This is a genomic window from Bifidobacterium sp. SO1, assembly GCF_018555335.1.
GTDB lineage: Bacteria > Actinomycetota > Actinomycetes > Actinomycetales > Bifidobacteriaceae > Bifidobacterium > Bifidobacterium simiiventris.
Genome location: NZ_JAFEJR010000002.1, coordinates 276,555 through 293,560 on the forward strand (window position 1 = coordinate 276,555; position 17,006 = coordinate 293,560).

Genomic DNA, 17,006 nt, shown 5'->3' on the forward strand with positions numbered 1-17,006 from the left:
GTTCGTAGCTCAGTGACACGGCAATCACCGGCCGTCGGCCGCTGGCAGCACCGCCTGCCGGACGGTCGCGTGCAATGCGACTTGTGCCCGCGCCACTGCACACTACGCGACGGCCAGCAAGGCTTCTGCTTCGTGCGCTCCAACCACCACGGCACGATCATGCTCGACACGTACGGCTTGAGTTCCGGCTTTGCGATGGATCCGGTCGAAAAGAAACCGCTCAACCACTTCTACCCGGGAAGCGCGGTGCTGAGCTTCGGCACGGCCGGCTGCAACAGCGCCTGCCGCTACTGCCAGAACTGGTCGATCTCCGCATCCCGCCAGTGGAGCACGCTCGCCGTCGAAGCCCGCCCCGAGAAGATCGCAGCCGTGGCCGCCGATTACGGTGCCAGGTCGGTCGCGTTCACCTACAACGATCCGATCATCTTCGCCGAATACGCGATCGACACCGCGCAAGCCTGTCACGAACGCGGCATCGATGCGATCGCCGTCACCGCCGGGTACATGGCCGCTGCGCCGCGCGCCGACTTCTACCGGGTCATGGACGCGGCGAACATCGATCTCAAAGGTTTCACCGAGGAGTTCTACCGCACCATCACCGGCACCCATCTGCGCGACGTGCTCGACACCATCGAATACGTGTGCAACGAAACGAACACGTGGGTCGAACTGACGACCCTGCTCATTCCCGGATACAACGACGATGATGCGCAGCTGCACGCCGAATGCGTATGGATCCGCGAGCACTGCGGTCCTGACGTACCGCTGCATTTCTCAGCGTTTCATCCGGACTACAAGATGCGCGACGTGCCGGCCACGCCGCTCGCCACGCTCGTGCACGCGCGTGAGATCGCAATCGGGGAGGGCTTGCATTTCGCCTATACCGGCAACATCGTCAATCGCGAAGGCGACACGACGTTCTGCCCCGGTTGTGGAGCGGCGCTCATCGTGCGCGACTGGTACGACATCGACCGGTACCGGCTCACTTCAGACGGGTGTTGCCCCGACTGCGGGCGCATGATTCTCGGACGTTGGGAGACGCGAGGGGCCGGTGATTTCGGCCGGCAACGTTGGCGCATACCCGTTTCGTGAAGATTCTGCCGGGATGCTGTGATGGTTATGTTGTTTTCACCAAAGGCTCAGCGCGTTGCCAAGAAAAATCGCTATTGTTGCGTCGCGTGAAGAATTTTTTCGAAGGCATCTCCATTACCTCGCTGATCGCGGGCGCACTGGCGGCGGTCACGTCGTTCCTGCTGTCGGCGAAGATCGGCATGGCCGGTTCGGTGATCGGCGTGGCGGTGGGCTCGATCGTGTCCGCGGTCGCCTCACAGATCTACAAGAATGTGCTGAAGGCCTCCGGTGAGAAACTGCAGGATGTGACCGGCGTCGGCTCCGGTTCGTCGGATACGGCGGACGATGCGGCCAAGACCCCGGCGTCGGATGACCGGACACAGGTGATCGGCGACGTGACCACGGTGCTTGCGCCGGGCGCGTTGGCGGTGACGACGGTCGACGACGGCCGCGCACGACGCGTGGTGAGTTCCGCCGACGAGCAGATCGATGACTCCACGCGCGTGCTCGGCCACATCGACGCGGCGGCTCGGCGCCCCGGCGTGCCCGCCACGACACCGCGCAGCGTCATATCCGGCAATCCGGCATCTGGGCGGATCGGCCGCGATCATGCGTTGGCCGCGGCGACAGCCAGCAGACAGAAACGCATCGCCATCGTGGTCGCCGTCGTCAGCGCCTTGGTGGCCGTCGCGGCGACGGCCGGCATCGTCATGCTCGTCACCCAAGGCAAAGGCACCGATTCCGTGGTACGCGACTGGGTGAACACCACACAGACCCCGGTGCAGCAGACCCCCGACGATACGAACGGCCACCAGCCTGCGCCGACCGATCCGAACACGAAGACGGACGAATCCGATACCCCGGCGAATGGTGCCGACGACACCACCACGGGCATGGGTTCGGATACCGGCTCAACGGACGATGCCAATGGCACGTCCACAGAAGGAACGACATCCGGCGGTTCATCGTCGGGCACGTCGAACGGCAGCACCGGCTCCGGCACGTCATCGGACTCTTCGACGAACTCCGGATCGACCGGCTCCGGCACATCCAATGGCACATCCGGCGGGGCGGGCAGCGATACTACGTCTGGCAGCACCGGCAGTTCCTCCGGCTCGAGCTCGTCCTCGTCCGGCGACTCGTCCTCCTCGAATTCGACCGGCTCCGGCACATCCACCAGCGGTTCCACAGGCTCGTCGGAAAGCAGCTCATCCACTGACGGATCATCGAATTCGTCCTCCGGATCGTCGTCCTCCGGTACCAGCGGCGATTCCGACTCGTCATCTTCGAGCTCTTCGAACTCGACCGGCAGCGGAACCTCATCCACCAGCGGACAGTGACGGTGTGGGCAGTGCCCGGTCAGGGATGCCGCCCACACCCGAATCATGACACGCCGTGGTTTGCGTAATCGCCGGGCCTGACGTAACCTATCTCAGGTTCAGCAATGAGCAACAACCTACGGGGCTATGGCGCAGCTGGTAGCGCATCTCCATGGCATGGAGAGGGTCAGGGGTTCGAATCCCCTTAGCTCCACCAACATGAGGCTTGCGGATGATTCCGCAAGCCTCATTTGTTTATTCCCAGAGCACCTGCACGCCGGCGCCAAGTTCGAAATGCAGCTTGGCGATGCCGAGGCCGATATGCGCCTGCACACCATCCAGCGCTTCGGCGCGCACGGCATGGCGGGCATCATCGAGCAGCACGAAACGGAACGGCTGCTTGCCCAATGCGCTCGGCGCCAACTGCACGGCCTTCAACCCGTTTACGAACCAGTCCGGCGCACCGGTCAACGCATCCGACTGCGACGACGAGGTCGACGTGGCGTCGCAGTCGGCCAGCATGCCAAGCTCCTCGATCGGCTTGCTGCGATGCGGTCTACCAGCCCGTGCACCGTGCCCCAAAGCGATCGCAGCGGGCATGCGCTCGCCGTCACCCATATGCCAACGGCCATGATGGCCGGTCGTCTCGTGCAACACCACCCAGCCTGTGTCCAATCCGAGCCGCACGGCCTCCAGCGCGAGCCGTTCGCCGAAATATCCCGCCCGTTCGTCCAGTGCTTCGCCGGAAGCATCCGTGTCCCGTCCGATCAGCGCGAGGCAGTACCGCACGTTTCTGAACCGACCGTAATGCGTCGGGCATCCGCCGAACGCGTCCTCGTTGTCGTGCACGAGCTGAATGTCGAGCCCGCCGTCCGCATTGGCCCGCCCGATCGCGTCGCCCAGCGCCTTCAGCACGTTCTCGTCCAGCGGCTGATCGGTGTATTCGCGCACGGCGTGGCGTGCGCCCATCGCTTCGATGATGTCCATACATCTCCTCAAGTCCTCCGCGCATTCCCGCGGCCTGATGTCCGGCATCCATCCTAGCGGGTCGTCCATGCGGCCCGACCGCCGCGGTGTCGTCGCCGATCCGGCTCGCCGATTCGTCGTGTTCGTGAGAGATTACTCACAGCCGAACGCGCGGCGAACATGCGGCGGTTGGCGTAGGCTGAAAGAGAGCGAATAACGAACCGTGCTACGAAAGGATATGATCATGGCAACACTCACCGCCGAGATGAAGACGTTCATCGACAACAACCTGGGCTGGATCTCCACCGTCTCCAAGGACGGCCAGCTCGACCTCGGTCCGAAGATGAGCCTGTTCGTGCTTGACGACAACCACATCGCCTACCACGAGCGCACTGCCGGCCAGGCCTACGAGAACCTCAAGGACGGCTCTCCGCTGGTCATCGCGTTCGCGAACCTCGCCGAGAAGAAGGGCTACCGCTTCCGCGGCACCGTGACCCTGCACTCCGACGACGCGATCTACGAGGCGCAGGTCAAGGTCGCCGAGGAGAAGGGCACCAAGAAGCCGGCCGTCATCCCGGTGCTCGAGGTCACCGAGATCCAGGATCTTGCCTCCGGCGCGACCGCCGGCAAGACCATCGAGAAGGACTGACGTTTTTCACGATCCGATGAAGACGCCGCTTTCCGTACGGGGAGGCGGCGTCTTCGTATGTCGGTCGCATGTGCGGACATCGTTTCGCCGCACGATGGGACCGATCGGTTCGGTGAACCTGGTGGGCCTGGCGAGTTCGGCGAATCCAAAACAAATCAGCTGCGGACCGGCATGCCGGCCTCGCGGAACGCGGTGCGGTAGACGGCGACAAGATCAGGCAGTCGCATCGTCGCGTTCGCCGGGCTGGTCGACGGCAGCTGCGTCATCGTGACGGACAGTCCGTCCGCGACGAGCCGCGGTTCGATCAGACGGCGGTACAGCTGACCGGCCTTCGCGCCGGTGGCGATGACATGCGTGACGCGCGAGCCGGTGAGAATCGGCGCGATGTCGTTCGGTACGGCGTTGCGGATGGAGGAATCGGACGCGCCGGCGATATCGCACGAGGCGATCACATCCCACAAGGCAACATGATGGCGCAATGCGAACGCGCGGCGGGATGCAGGGGAGTCGCCGGGCACGTCGAGCGGATCGGCGGAATCCGCGAACAGCGCGGCCATCACCGGCCAGAACCGGTTCTGCCGGTGCATGTAATAGAACCCGGCCTCGCGCGACTTCGGACTCGGCATCGACCCGAGCACCAGCACCCGCGAATCGGCATCCCACACCGGGCCGAACCCATGCTCGACATGCTCGCTCATCGTACTATCGGATCCGATACTGGTGACCATGCTGCGTGATGAAGAACCCCAGCCGGCGCAGTTTGCGAGTGAGCGAATACATGGTCGTATCCATCACCGTGCGCTGGTCGGCGAAACCGGCTCCGTCGCCGAACACCAGCCGCGACAGGTCGTCGAAGCTCAGATAGTCGCCGTCCGCCCGGATCAGTGCCTCCAACGCGGAGTATTCGCGCGGCGACAATGCAATCGGCTTGCCGCCGCGGTAGTAGGCGCGCTGCCGTCGCGTGTCGAGCGTCAGATCGCCGTGGATCAGCAGCGCGGGACCGTTCGCGGTCGCGTCGCCGTCCGGAGCATCGTCGATTGTCTGCAGCAGCGAGATGTACGACAACAGTTCCGTGTCGCCGAACGGCTTGACGACGGTGACGTCGGGCGTCAACGGTGCGGCGACGGGGGAGCCGGTCGCCGGTCGGCTCGACGCGCTCAGCGAAGGCGTGGACAGCAACGCGATGCGGATACGACGTCCAAGCGAGATCCCCGGATCATGCAACCGGCGAGCCAATCCGTCGCGCACCGCCGCCGGCGTGAGATCATCCAACACCACCGCATCGAACGGCAGCAGCGGATAATCCCTGAACAATTCGTCCAGCTGGGTCACGGAAGTGACGACCGTGGCCTGATGCCCAGCCGTTTCCAGTGTCCGTTCCAATGCGGAGGCCAACGCCGCACTGCCGGTCACCACAAGCAGATCCATCGCACGCCTCCCATCGGCCGTCATCTATCCAGCACTATAGTCCGAGTGCCTCCGCTCAGATGCCGGGCTGTCGATATGATGGGCGAGGAACGGTAAGCCGATGGCGAGGACGACGGACAGGGGGAGCGAGACATGATCGACGAAGTGGTGATGCTCAGGCACGGGCGGACGTCATACAACCGCGCAGGACGGCTCCAGGGCCAGATCGACGTGCCGCTCGACATCGTCGGCCAATGGCAGGCCGACATGGCCGGCCTCGAACTCGCGCAGCGCTACTACTGGGCGAAGGTCGGCCAGATCGCCCGCAATCCCGAACGGCTCGCGCAACCCGGCCCCGAAGCGGCCGAGCGCAGCGACATCGGCGAATACCGCCACGCGCCGGCCGCGAGCCGCCGCATGGTCGTCATCTGCTCGGACCTGTTCCGCGCCCAGCAGACCGCGCACGCCTTCGCCGACCCGCTCGGACTGCCGGTCACCACCGACCCGAGGCTGCGCGAACGCAGTTTCGGCCAGTGGGAGGGACTGACCCGCGAACAGATCCGCGACATCGACGCCGAAGCATACGCCTCATGGCGCCGGCACGAAGGCGGCGAGCTCGCCTACGGTGTCGAAAGCCGCGAGGCGACCGGCCGGCGCGGCGCGGACGCGATGCGCGCGATCATCGCCGACCCGCAATACGCCGACGAGCCGACCACGCTCATGGTCGTCGGCCACGGCTCATGGATCGCCGCCACCATCGAAACGCTGGTCGGCATGCAGGTCAATTCGCTCGACAATCTCGGCCGCATCCGCAACGCGTTCTGGAGCCGGCTGTCGATCCTGCGCGAGATGAACGGCCACGCGTTCGACCGCCCGGTCTGGCAGCTCGACGCGTTCAACGAATGCGCGCCCATCGTGCGCACCGTCGACTGGGACAACGGTCCCGCATGGCTCACGGCGGGTGTCTGACCGTAGGGACTATTCTTGTCTCGGTTTGAATCGACGCGGGGCAACGCGCCGCAATCGCACGGCGGAAGGGCAGGTGAACGAGACATGTTGAGAATCTTCAGCACCATCAACGGCCAAGTGGAGCAGGTACAGAAACCCGAGAACGGATCATGGATATCCCTGAGCGAACCGACCGACGTGGAACTCGCCACCATCGCCCAGCAGACCGGCATCGACCTGGCCGACCTGCGCGCCCCGCTGGATGACGAGGAACGCTCGCGCGTCGACGTCGAGGACGACTACACGATGGTCATCGTCGACATCCCGACCGTCGAGGAGCGCGGCGGCCGCGACTGGTACGAGACGATCCCGTTGTCGATCATCGTCACGCAGAACCTCATCATCACCGTATGCATGCAGGACACGCCCGTGCTCCACCCGTTCATGGAAGGCACGATCCGCGGCTTCAACACGTTCATGCGCTCGCGGTTCATCCTACAGATCCTGTACCGCAACGCGACCATGTACTTGCGCTACCTGCGCATCATCGACCGCGAAAGCGACAAGCTCGAACTGAAGCTCCGCCACTCCATGCAGAACCGCGAGATCGTGATGCTCATGGAGCTGAGCAAGACCTTGGTTTACTTCACCACGTCGCTCAAGTCGAACGAAATCGTGATGGAGAAGCTCACCACCCTGAGCCGTATCAAGCAGTATCCGGACGACGAGGACCTGCTCGACGACGTCATCACCGAAAACAAGCAGGCCATCGAGATGGCGAACATCTACAGCGGCGTTCTCGCGAACATGACCGACGCGTTCGCCTCGATCGTGTCGAACAATCTGAACAACGTGATGCGCATCTTCACGATCATCTCGATCACGCTGTCGGTGCCCACGCTCATCTTCTCCATGTACGGCATGAACTTCCAGGAGGGCATGCTCGGTATGCCGTTGAGCGACAAGCCGTGGGGTTTCGTCGCGATCATCGTAATCTCGGTCGCCCTGTCCGCCGTGGTGACGTGGTTCCTCACCCGTTCGCGCATGTTCAAATGAGCGTGAGCGTGAATGGCCGTATCGTGCGGCGTCGGCTGGGTGCGGCCGCGTGTGCGCTCGTGCTGTCGATGCTGCCGTTGGCCGGCTGCGGGACTTCCGGCGCGGGTTCTTCCGCGACGACCGATGCCGATGCGTTGTCCGCTACATCCGGACAGCCGCAGGGGCCGACGATCACGATCGGCGTCTCCTCTGACCTGCCGGGATTGGGATACTGGCATGACGGCGCATACTCCGGATTCGACATCGACGTGGCCGCGTATGTGGCGAAGGCGCTCGGCTACGGCCGCAAGCAGATCGTGTTCGTGCAGGTCCGGCCGCAGGAACGGGACACGGCATTGGATGATGGCCGCGCCGACATGGTGGTCGCCGGATTCACGATGACTGATGAGGCCGCGAAGAACGTCGCGTTCGCCGGATCGTATCTTGACGTTCGGCCGGCCGTGCTGGTGCACGACGACGAGACACTGGGCGGGGATGCGGTCGCGGATCTGTTCGATACGACGGACAGTGGCACGGCCATCGCCGATCAGCACGATGTCGCCGTGGGTCACGACAAGACAAACGGTGACGTAAGGCGCAATACGACGGTCTGTGCGGTGAACGGCACGGCCGAACGCGCGATGATCGCCGGACGCGATGACGTGACGGTGAAGACCTACGACACGTATGGGCAGTGCATGACCGCGCTCATGGCCGGATCGGTCGACATGGTCGCCGGCGACGAGGCGACGTTGCCGGGACTGATGCACGACCGGCGCGGCTCGTACCGGCTCGTCACGGATTCGTCGGACGATGACGGTCTGAGCTACGGCATCGCCGTGCGACACGACCGCACCGAACTCGCCGGCAAGATCACCGCGGCGCTGCGGGCGATGCTCGACGACGGCTCGTGGCGACAGTACGTCGACGCCGATCTCATGCCGTTCGGATACCGGCCGTCACCGCTGTCATCTCCGACCGTCACGACATACTGACACGCCCCGGAATCATCCGTGGAATCATGATGCGGTCGCAATGGGCGGAATCATGCGGCCGTGTCCAGTTGCATGGCAATAATTCACCGTATGGCTAATGAGAAGAACACGACCGCGCAGGCGGCCGACACCCCCGCCGAGCCGTCGTTCCGCTACAATGCGGCGCTCGCGCAGGACATCGAAACCAAGTGGCAGAAGAAGTGGGACGACGAAGGCACCTTCTGGGCCGCCAACGTCAACGGTGACCTCAAAGACGGCAAGGGCCGCAACGCGGACGGCCGCCCCGCCTTCTTCGCGATGGACATGTTCCCCTACCCGTCCGGCAAGGGTCTGCACGTCGGCCACCCGCTCGGTTACCTCGCCACCGACGTGGTGTCGCGCTACCACCGTATGAAGGGCGAGAACGTGCTGCACGCCATGGGCTACGACGCGTTCGGCCTGCCCGCCGAGCAGTACGCCGTGCAGACCGGCCAGCATCCGCGCATCACCACCGAGCAGAACATCGCCAACATGCGCCGCCAGCTGCACCGCATGGGCCTGAGCTTCGACAACCGCCGTTCGTTCGCGACCATCGACCCCGGCTACGTGCGTTGGACGCAGTGGATCTTCTCGCGTATCTACGACGCATGGTACGACGAGGATGCCAAGAACCCGTCCGGCTCGCAGGGCTCCGCCCGTCCGATCTCGGAGCTCGTCGCCAAGTTCGAGAATGGCGAGAAGGCCATTCCGGGCCATGAATCCGACGGCGTCGCGTGGGGCGATCTGACCGAGGCCGAGCAGCAGGACATTCTCAACGATTTCCGCCTCGCCTACATCTCCAAGTCCCCGGTCAACTGGTGCCCGGGCCTGGGCACCGTGCTCGCCAACGAGGAGGTCACCGCCGAAGGCAAGTCCGAGCGCGGCAACTTCCCGGTGTTCCAGCGCGAGCTGCGCCAGTGGTCCATGCGCATCACCGCGTACGGCCACCGTCTGATCGAGGACCTCGACGGCATCGACTGGCCGGAGAAGGTCAAGCTCATGCAGCGCAACTGGATCGGCGAGAGTCACGGCGCGTCCGTGCACTTCACCGTCGCCACTGCCGAGGGCGACAAGGACATGGAGATCTACACCACCCGTCCCGACACCCTGTTCGGTACCACGTTCGCCGTCGTCTCCCCGGAGCATGACCTGCTGCACTACGTGCCCGCCGAATGGCCGGCCGACGTTCCGGAATCTTGGAAGGGCGGTTACGCGACCCCGGCCGAAGGCGTCAAGGCGTATCGTCTGGCCGCCGAGTCGAAGACCGCGAAGGACCGCGTCGAGGAGGCCGGCGAGAAGACCGGTCTGTTCACCGGCCTGTATGCCGTGAACCCGATCACCGGCGTCAAGCTGCCGCTGTTCACCGCCGACTATGTGCTCATGGACTACGGCACCGGCGCGATCATGGCCGTGCCGGGCGGCGACCAGCGCGATTACGACTTCGCGACGAAGTACGGTCTGCCGGTCATCTATACGGTCCAGCCGCTGCCGGAATCCGGCGACGACCTCGCCAACTACGAAGGCAAGGCACCGTTCGTCTCGCACGACGGCATCGTCATCAACTCCGCTGTCGATGCGACGTTTGCGAAGGGCGACGCGCTCTCGCTCAACGGCCTGCGCGTCGACGACGCGATCGCCAAGGTCAACGCATGGCTCGAGGAGGCCGGCGTCGGTAAAGGCACGGTCTCGTACCGTCTGCGCGACTGGCTGTTCTCCCGCCAGCGCTACTGGGGCGAGCCGTTCCCGATCGTCTACGGCGAGGACGGCACCCCGCACCTGCTGCCAGACTCCGCGCTGCCGATCAACCTGCCGGACGTGCCCGACTACCAGCCGCGCACCTTCGACCCGATGGACGCCGAATCCAACCCGGAGGCGCCGCTGAGCCGCAACGAGGACTGGGTCAAGGTCGAACTTGACCTGGGCGACGGCAAGAAGACGTACTACCGCGATACGAACACCATGCCGAACTGGGCCGGCTCCTGCTGGTACTACATGCGTTACATCGACCCGACCGACACGGCCCACATGGTCGAAAAGGACGAGTTCGACTACTGGATGGGCCCGAACCACAACAAGTATTCGGGTGACGAAGGCGGCGTGGATCTGTACGTGGGCGGCGTCGAGCACGCCGTGCTACACCTGCTGTACTCGCGCTTCTGGCACAAGGTGCTCTTCGACCTCGGCTACGTGGACTCGGCCGAACCGTTCCACAAGCTGTTCAACCAGGGCATGATCCAGGCGTTCGCCTACACCGACGACCGCGGCCAGTACGTGCCGGCCGCCGAAGTCGAAGAAGGCCCCGCCGGCGCCGACGGCGAACCGACGTTCACGTGGCACGGCGAGCACGTCAACCGCGAGTTCGGCAAGATGGGCAAGAGCCTCAAGAACATCATCACGCCGGACGACATGTACGAGAACTACGGCGCGGACACGTTCCGCCTGTACGAGATGAGCATGGGCCCGCTAGCGGACTCCCGTCCGTGGAACACGCGCAACGTGGTCGGCGGCATGCGCTTCCTGCAGCGCCTGTGGCGCAACGTCGTGGACGAGAACACCGGCGAGGTGCACGTGAGCGAGGATGCGCTGGACGCGAAGACCCTCAAGGCGCTCAACAACACGATCGCCGAGGTGACCGAGGAGATGGAAGGCATGCGTCCGAACACCGCGATCTCCAAGCTCATCGTGCTCAACAACCACCTGACCTCGCTCGGCACCGTGCCGCGCGCCGCCGTCGAGCCGCTGATCCTCATGCTCTCGCCGATCGCGCCGCACATCTGCGAGGAGCTGTGGGCGCGCCTCGGCCACGCCGAGTCGCTGGCGCACGAGCCGTGGCCGGTAGCCGACGAGCGTTACGTCGGTCAGGACACGGTGACCGCGGTCGTGCAGATCAAGGGCAAGATCCGCGCCAAGCTCGAGGTCTCGCCCGACATCGACCCGGCCGACCTGGAGAAGATGGCGCTCGAGGCCGTCGCCGACCGTCTCGGCGGCAAGACCCCGCGCAAGGTGATCGTCAAGGCGCCAAAGATCGTCTCCATCGTGCCTGCGGAGTGATCGAACCGGGGAAAGTCCGTTTTTCCGGCGTATTGTGGATAACCTGACCGTTCGACCACATACCCCGGTCTGACTGGACAAGATGCCCATGCATCCCTCACTGTGGATGCATGGGCATCTTGCATATCGATCAGGATTCGTCGGCGGACGGCGGCGAAGTGGCATCGCGTCGTCTCGGATCATTGAGCCATGCGATGCAGACACATCATCCACAAGCCGCATCCACGGATTCTGCGGCGCGAAACGGTGACGTATCCGTCGAATTGCATCCTCCGCCGCCTCCGAGCAGGCCGGATGCTCGGAGGCGAACCGATCGGATGCCACCACTCGGCATGCTTGCCGGCGTACGTTCATCGGACACCGCGCATGAGGAGCATCGTCTGCGGCGTGACCGGCCGCGGACGGCGTTCAAACCGATCCATGCGGCGACGGCGGTGCTGATACTTGCCACGATGCTGTGCGCCAGCCTGACCATGCTCGTCCGGCAAGCGATCCGTTACGAACGGGTACTGACCGATGCTCAGACCTCGTCCGTGGCATCCGGTTCGTCCGATTCGTCGTCCCGTACCGGAATCGGTGATGGAATGGATACGTCGGCCGGTGATGACACCCGATCAGACAGTCGTTCCTCCGACTCCGGTTTCGGTGTGCAGAATGACGATGTTGACGGAACGACGACAAATGGTGACGACGCCGAACAGAGCGGAGGCGAAACATCCATTGACTCGTCGGCGGCCGAACCGGCGCAACCCGTTCCCACCGATGATGGCAGAATCGATCTCAATACCGCGACGTCCGAGGAATTACAGACCGTCAAGGGCATCGGCCCGGTCACCGCCGAACGTATCCTCGCGCATCGTAAGGCGATCGGACGGTTCACCAGCGTCGACCAGCTGCTCGATGTCAAGGGCATCGGCACGAAAACCCTCGCCAAAATCAGAGACGAGGTGGCGGTGCGATGAACAGACGGATACGGCGCGGCCGAATTGTTTCGAACGGGCGGCATGGTGGATTGAGATCCGGCGGCCGCCGATACGGGAAAACAACTGCCGGCATTACGTCACACAGGGAGCAGGGGAGTCGCGACTGGCGCATGCTGCCCGTCGCGTTCGTCGTATGGATGACAAGTCTGGCCGTCCATCAGGCGTTCAACCTGTTCATGGGTTCCGACGCGCCGGACGTTCTATCCCTCGCCGTTCTCCTCCTTGCGATCCTTGTCGCCTGTTGTATCGCATACGCGTCCTCCCGTGCCGCTCTCACCGTGCTCATCGTCGCCGTATGCCTTTGCGGTATCAGCACCCTGTCCGTCGCGCTCGCCCAATGGCACGACCCCGCCACCCGGGCGGCACGTCGAACCGCCGAAACCGCAGTCATCGCAACCATGCGCATCATCACGCCGCCTACAGCTTCCACCTTACGTGACGCGGACTGCCAGACCGACGCGGTCCTGCGATCGTTGTCGGACGGTTCTGTCGCGCAATCCTCGCTCGCCTCCCTGCGCCTATTCGCATCCGGAACGGCATGCGCGCAACTCGCACACGGTTCCGTCATTCGCATCCATGGCGTCCTGCAACAGGCACGATACGGTAAACAGCCGCTCTGGCTGATCACCGAACCTTCATCTGGCATGCCTGAAACGATCCGTGCGCCGACCCTGCCGCGGCGAACGATCACAGTCATGCAGCAGTCGTTCTTCTCCGTCACCGAGCGGCTTTCCGACCAGGGACGCGTGCTCGTGCCGGGTCTGACGCTCGGCGTGCTCGGTCAGGATCACGTCAACATCGGCGACGGTGTATACGACAGGCAGCGTCATGCGCAATCACCGGTCGAGGAGGCGTATACCGAACTGGTCGAAGACAATTTCCGTCGATCCGGCATCATGCATCTCATGGCCGTCTCGGGAGGTCATTTCATGCTCGTCGCCGACCTGATCCGACGACTGTGCGCGCGGCTGCTCATGCCACGTCGGCTGGTCGCCGGTCTCGTGGCGGCCTCGTACCTGCTGCTTGCCGCGGCCATGTACCCATCCGATTCCGTGTTGCGCGCGCTCGTCATGGGATTGCTCGGCGCGGTGGCGCTGTACGTCGGTCGGCGTGGCCAGTCGGTGAGCGCGCTGAGCTGGACGGTGATCGGCGTATTGCTGGCCGATCCTACAATGGCGCGCAGCTACGGGTTCGCGCTGTCCTGCGCCGCCGTGCTCGGCATCGTGCTGTTCTCGCGGCCGCTCGGAACATGGATGGAATCCGTGATGCCGAAAGTGCTGGCTGAATCGCTGGGCATGACCGTTGCCGCACAATCGCTGACCCTGCCAATACAGATCCTCATGGAGCCTGAGCTCTCGCTTGCCTCCGTGCCGGCGAACCTGCTGGTCAGCCCGTTCGTCGGATTCGCGACAATGGCCGGTCTCGCCGCGCTGCTCGTCGCATGGGCAAGCCCGACACTGGGTTTCCTGCTCGCATGGACGGCATCATGTGGCACGCAGGTCATGGAACGCATCGCCGCATGGCTCGCCTCCGGTCGCTACGCCGTCATCGCATGGCCCGCCGACCCGTCCGGTGGACAAACATCCGGCAATCTGCCCGGCGCACTGCTCATGCTCCTTGCGGAAGCCATGCTCGTCGCCGTGCTCCTATACGGCGTCCGTCTCACCCGTCGCCTGAGCGATTCCTGCCCCGAGCTGCCTGGAAAGCCCTTTCGTCCGGGCCCGCGCACGCGCATCGCCCTCTGGTTCGCCCACACCAAGACGTTCCTTGAACGGGACTGGCGCCGGTAAGCGAATCGGCGACGGCATGATTCGTGGGCGAGGCAAACGAAAGCGGACGTCCGATCATCGCGGTCGAACGTCCGCTCACGCCGTTGACAACGCTGCTCAGTACTGGCCGGACTGGGAGGCGAGGGTCCACTGGTCGTTGAAGGCCTGGTGATCGCTCACTTCGGATTTGTCCTTGAGTTGGTACTTATCGATGGCCGTATCGCCATCGTCATCCCACGTCGAATCGACGAGCAGCCACGTGCCGTCGATGTCCACGTAATTCCACGCGTGACTGGCGGTGGTGCCGGTCACGGAACCGATCACCACTCGCGTGTCGAGCCCAGCGGCCTTGGCCAGCAGCTGGTAGGCGTACGCGTATGCCAGGCATACGCCCTTGCCGTCCACCATGCCATAGGCGCTCCATGCGTTCGGATACTGTTCGGAGGACTGCGAGGATTCGAACGCGCTGCCTTCGCCGTTCTTTCCGACGCTGTTCAAGGCATCGTAGTCATAGGTCATACGCGCTGCGAGGAACTGGTCTATCGCGATTGCTTTGTCCCGTGCGGAGCCTTGGAACCTGCCTTTTACGGAATCCACGAAATCAGCAATCTGCTGCTGACGTTTCGCGTAGTCCTGCGGATAGTGCACCCACATCACCGTCCGGTCGCCCTTCTTGCGCACGGTGTAAGACACGCCGGATGAATCGGTGCGTATATACGGGTTCTGGCTGATTACCTCATTCATCACGTCCGACGTGCTCACCTGATAGTCGTCCGTGGCGTAGTCGGTGATATCGATGACCTCGTGGCCGTTGAGAATGTTGTTGGCGAGGTACGTGCCGTATTCGGTCGACGCGTAGGTGAAGTACTGGGACTGTTTCGTGTCCGAGTCGATGTCCTTCGCGTCGTAACCGCTCCAGTCGGTATCGCCTCGCACCGCGTTGATGCGGTCGAGCACGCCGCCAGCCTTCGGCAGTGCTCGGAGCGCGGCCTGAGTAATCTGCGCGAATGCCTGGTTCAGGTCTCCCTCGTAGTACAGGGACCCGGAGTTGGTGATCATCGTTCCGGGGGCGGAGACGGTGAACCGCCAGCTGCTGGAGGAGTTCTCGTCGCGGCGTAGGTCGCTGAACGTGCTGGGAATCGGGGCGGTCGCGCCGTTGGCCATGGTCACGAACGTGTAGGCGTATGCCTGCATCGATTCGTCGGCCGTGTTCTTCTCGCCGAACGCGCCGCTCAGGCCGTAGAACCATTGGCTGACGCGAGCGTGCTCGGCCGTCGTCAGCGGGATCGACGGCACGATGCTGCTTGCGTCAACCGCGCGCCATCGGCCTTCATGCCCGTCCGCATCCACCGCGGTGACGATGAAGTACAGTTTGCCCGCCGAACCGGGATCGTACGAGCCGCCGGCCTGCTGCAGTATGTTCGCGCAGTATTCGTCCGTCGCGTTCTGGCAGGAATCGATCGCGTCCTGCCTCTCCACGGCAAGCGACTGGTAGGCCTCGTTCTGGCTGTAGACGGCGTCCGTGCCGTCGACGAGCTGGTGGCTTTTCGGCTTGTCGTAGTCCTTCGACAGCAGCGTGGTCGTCGTGGACGAGCCGATCTTCGTGACCGTGCTGCGCTCTTCGGCGAAGTAGTCGTCGCCGGGCTGGCCGACCTGCGGGGTGACGATGTAGGCGTACACGTTGTACGACTTCGCGCCCTCGAGCTTGCTCCACGAGATGTCGACGCCGCCCTGCGCGTTGACGGTGGGCGTGATGCCGTTCACGGGGGAGAGCTGTTCGACATCGGTCGGATTGACGACCTTGAAGAACTGGACGATCGGCTTGGCGAGTTTCGAACCGTCCTCGCCCATGTACTGCACGTAATAGTAGCCATCGGACGGCAGGAATCCGTGATCGCTGCCGATGTCGTCGTTTCCGTCGCGCAAGTACTCGGGGATGTCCATCTCGCCGCCGACGTCGATGACGCCGTTGCCGTCCTTGTCGCTTTCCGGCATGCCGGCGTTCGCGCTGGTCGGGACCGGCACGGACAGCGCGGCGTCCTGATAGACCTTCGCGCAGTCGAATGTCGTCATGTCGGCGCCCTTGAGTTTGAACACCCAGTAATCGTCCGGGACGACCGAGGCCTTGCCCTTGAGCGTGATGCGGAACTCGTGGTAGATATCGACCGCGATCGGGTCCCTCAACTCGTACTTGGATGCCGGCAGGGCGCTGCCGTACGCTTGTTCGGCCGTGGGCAGCGATGCGGACTTGTTATCCGAATGGGAGTTTGCAACGAACAGGCCGCCGATGACGCACGCGATGACGGCGAGGACCGCGATCAGTATGAACGGCCACTTCCTCCTGCGCTTGCCGTTGGCGCCCGGTCCGGTCGGCTGCGGCTGCGCGGGGAATGGATACGGCTGGCCGGGATACGGCTGCTGGTTGGGATGCTGCGGTTGCCGGTACGGCTGTTGCGATTGAGCCGGGTAAGGTTGCGGCGGATATGGTCCCGCCGGGTTCGCGGCCGACTGCGGTTGTGGTTGTGGCATGGGCTGTGACTGATGCTGCCCAGCGTATGGTGCCTGATACGGCTGACCGACAGGTGCCGGATACTGTTGCCCGGCCGGTTGCGGGGACGAGAACTGTTGATACGGCTGCTGCGGATGATATTGAGGTTGCTGTGCGTCACCGTTGTCCGCGGTGCCGCCGTTCGGCTGTTGTGTCATGGTGGAAACCCCTTTGTTCGCTTGCGCGTCATTGTCAGCATCATCCTACCCGTCCAAGGCCGGGCCTCCACGGATTTGGCCCTGGTGTT

At 63.9% G+C, this 17,006-nt stretch carries 13 protein-coding genes and 1 tRNA gene; 10 read left to right on the plus strand and 4 right to left on the minus strand.

Annotated elements, in window-relative coordinates; genetic code table 11:
• Positions 1 to 12: 12 nt before the first annotated feature.
• The 3 genes from amrS (at position 13) to JS541_RS03245 (ending at position 2,607) form a co-directional block, all read left to right on the plus strand.
• Entirely contained in the window at positions 13 to 1,092 is a 1,080-nt protein-coding gene (amrS, locus tag JS541_RS03235; protein WP_338023515.1) for an AmmeMemoRadiSam system radical SAM enzyme, read from the plus strand.
• An 86-nt stretch (positions 1,093 to 1,178) separates the two neighbouring features.
• Positions 1,179 to 2,411: a hypothetical protein gene (locus tag JS541_RS03240; RefSeq protein ID WP_214373045.1), complete on the plus strand. Its 1,233-nt coding sequence runs from the start codon at positions 1,179 to 1,181 to the stop codon at positions 2,409 to 2,411.
• 120 nt (positions 2,412 to 2,531) lie between these two features.
• Positions 2,532 to 2,607 (plus strand) — tRNA-Ala (locus JS541_RS03245).
• 38 nt (positions 2,608 to 2,645) lie between these two features.
• Here the strand turns inward: JS541_RS03245 and JS541_RS03250 are convergent.
• Positions 2,646 to 3,377: a nitroreductase family protein gene (locus JS541_RS03250; RefSeq protein WP_214373046.1), complete on the minus strand. Its 732-nt coding sequence runs from the start codon at positions 3,375 to 3,377 to the stop codon at positions 2,646 to 2,648.
• Positions 3,378 to 3,600: 223 nt separating this feature from the next.
• On the opposite strand from JS541_RS03250, the gene JS541_RS03255 reads away from it, so the two are divergent.
• Positions 3,601 to 4,005, plus strand: a complete 405-nt coding sequence (locus JS541_RS03255; RefSeq protein WP_214373047.1) for a pyridoxamine 5'-phosphate oxidase family protein — start codon at positions 3,601 to 3,603, stop codon at positions 4,003 to 4,005.
• A gap of 155 nt (positions 4,006 to 4,160) precedes the next feature.
• Here JS541_RS03255 and JS541_RS03260 read toward each other — a convergent pair whose 3' ends face one another.
• Together JS541_RS03260 and JS541_RS03265 are read right to left on the minus strand one after the other, a co-directional pair.
• Positions 4,161 to 4,703 carry a DNA-deoxyinosine glycosylase gene (locus JS541_RS03260; protein ID WP_214373048.1) on the minus strand — a complete coding sequence of 181 codons (543 nt, stop codon included), beginning with the start codon at positions 4,701 to 4,703 and terminating at the stop codon, positions 4,161 to 4,163.
• Between the two features lie 4 nt (positions 4,704 to 4,707).
• Positions 4,708 to 5,433, minus strand: a complete 726-nt coding sequence (locus JS541_RS03265) for a winged helix-turn-helix domain-containing protein (RefSeq protein ID WP_214373049.1) — start codon at positions 5,431 to 5,433, stop codon at positions 4,708 to 4,710.
• Between the two features lie 132 nt (positions 5,434 to 5,565).
• On the opposite strand from JS541_RS03265, the gene JS541_RS03270 reads away from it, so the two are divergent.
• From JS541_RS03270 to JS541_RS03295, 6 genes are all read left to right on the plus strand, one after another.
• Positions 5,566 to 6,381, plus strand: coding sequence for a histidine phosphatase family protein (locus tag JS541_RS03270; RefSeq protein WP_214373050.1), 816 nt, complete (start codon positions 5,566 to 5,568; stop codon positions 6,379 to 6,381).
• An 84-nt stretch (positions 6,382 to 6,465) separates the two neighbouring features.
• On the plus strand, positions 6,466 to 7,416 hold the full coding sequence (locus JS541_RS03275; RefSeq protein ID WP_214373051.1) for a magnesium transporter CorA family protein: 951 nt from the start codon (positions 6,466 to 6,468) through the stop codon (positions 7,414 to 7,416).
• A gap of 8 nt (positions 7,417 to 7,424) precedes the next feature.
• Positions 7,425 to 8,390, plus strand: a complete 966-nt coding sequence (locus JS541_RS03280) for a transporter substrate-binding domain-containing protein (protein ID WP_214373052.1) — start codon at positions 7,425 to 7,427, stop codon at positions 8,388 to 8,390.
• A gap of 90 nt (positions 8,391 to 8,480) precedes the next feature.
• Positions 8,481 to 11,459, plus strand: coding sequence for a leucine--tRNA ligase (gene leuS / locus JS541_RS03285; protein WP_214373053.1), 2,979 nt, complete (start codon positions 8,481 to 8,483; stop codon positions 11,457 to 11,459).
• 317 nt (positions 11,460 to 11,776) lie between these two features.
• Complete coding sequence (locus JS541_RS03290) at positions 11,777 to 12,421, plus strand: helix-hairpin-helix domain-containing protein (RefSeq protein WP_240539223.1); 645 nt, start codon at positions 11,777 to 11,779, stop codon at positions 12,419 to 12,421.
• 131 nt (positions 12,422 to 12,552) lie between these two features.
• Positions 12,553 to 14,232 carry a ComEC/Rec2 family competence protein gene (locus JS541_RS03295; protein WP_214373054.1) on the plus strand — a complete coding sequence of 560 codons (1,680 nt, stop codon included), beginning with the start codon at positions 12,553 to 12,555 and terminating at the stop codon, positions 14,230 to 14,232.
• A gap of 96 nt (positions 14,233 to 14,328) precedes the next feature.
• Here the strand turns inward: JS541_RS03295 and JS541_RS03300 are convergent, their stop codons facing one another.
• On the minus strand, positions 14,329 to 16,917 hold the full coding sequence (locus tag JS541_RS03300) for a transglutaminase domain-containing protein (RefSeq protein WP_214373055.1): 2,589 nt from the start codon (positions 16,915 to 16,917) through the stop codon (positions 14,329 to 14,331).
• Positions 16,918 to 17,006 lie beyond the last annotated feature (89 nt).

What these genes read in the sequence shown, in the direction of transcription:
- JS541_RS03290 (WP_240539223.1), top strand. Translation starts at nt 11,777, where the DNA reads ATGCCACCACTCGGCATGCTTGCCGGCGTACGTTCATCGGACACCGCG.
- JS541_RS03250 (WP_214373046.1), bottom strand. Translation starts at nt 3,377, where the DNA reads ATGGACATCATCGAAGCGATGGGCGCACGCCACGCCGTGCGCGAATAC.
- JS541_RS03275 (WP_214373051.1), top strand. Translation starts at nt 6,466, where the DNA reads ATGTTGAGAATCTTCAGCACCATCAACGGCCAAGTGGAGCAGGTACAG.
- leuS (WP_214373053.1), top strand. Translation starts at nt 8,481, where the DNA reads ATGGCTAATGAGAAGAACACGACCGCGCAGGCGGCCGACACCCCCGCC.
- JS541_RS03300 (WP_214373055.1), bottom strand. Translation starts at nt 16,917, where the DNA reads ATGACACAACAGCCGAACGGCGGCACCGCGGACAACGGTGACGCACAG.
- JS541_RS03270 (WP_214373050.1), top strand. Translation starts at nt 5,566, where the DNA reads ATGATCGACGAAGTGGTGATGCTCAGGCACGGGCGGACGTCATACAAC.
- JS541_RS03265 (WP_214373049.1), bottom strand. Translation starts at nt 5,433, where the DNA reads ATGGATCTGCTTGTGGTGACCGGCAGTGCGGCGTTGGCCTCCGCATTG.
- JS541_RS03295 (WP_214373054.1), top strand. Translation starts at nt 12,553, where the DNA reads ATGCTGCCCGTCGCGTTCGTCGTATGGATGACAAGTCTGGCCGTCCAT.
- JS541_RS03260 (WP_214373048.1), bottom strand. Translation starts at nt 4,703, where the DNA reads ATGAGCGAGCATGTCGAGCATGGGTTCGGCCCGGTGTGGGATGCCGAT.
- JS541_RS03255 (WP_214373047.1), top strand. Translation starts at nt 3,601, where the DNA reads ATGGCAACACTCACCGCCGAGATGAAGACGTTCATCGACAACAACCTG.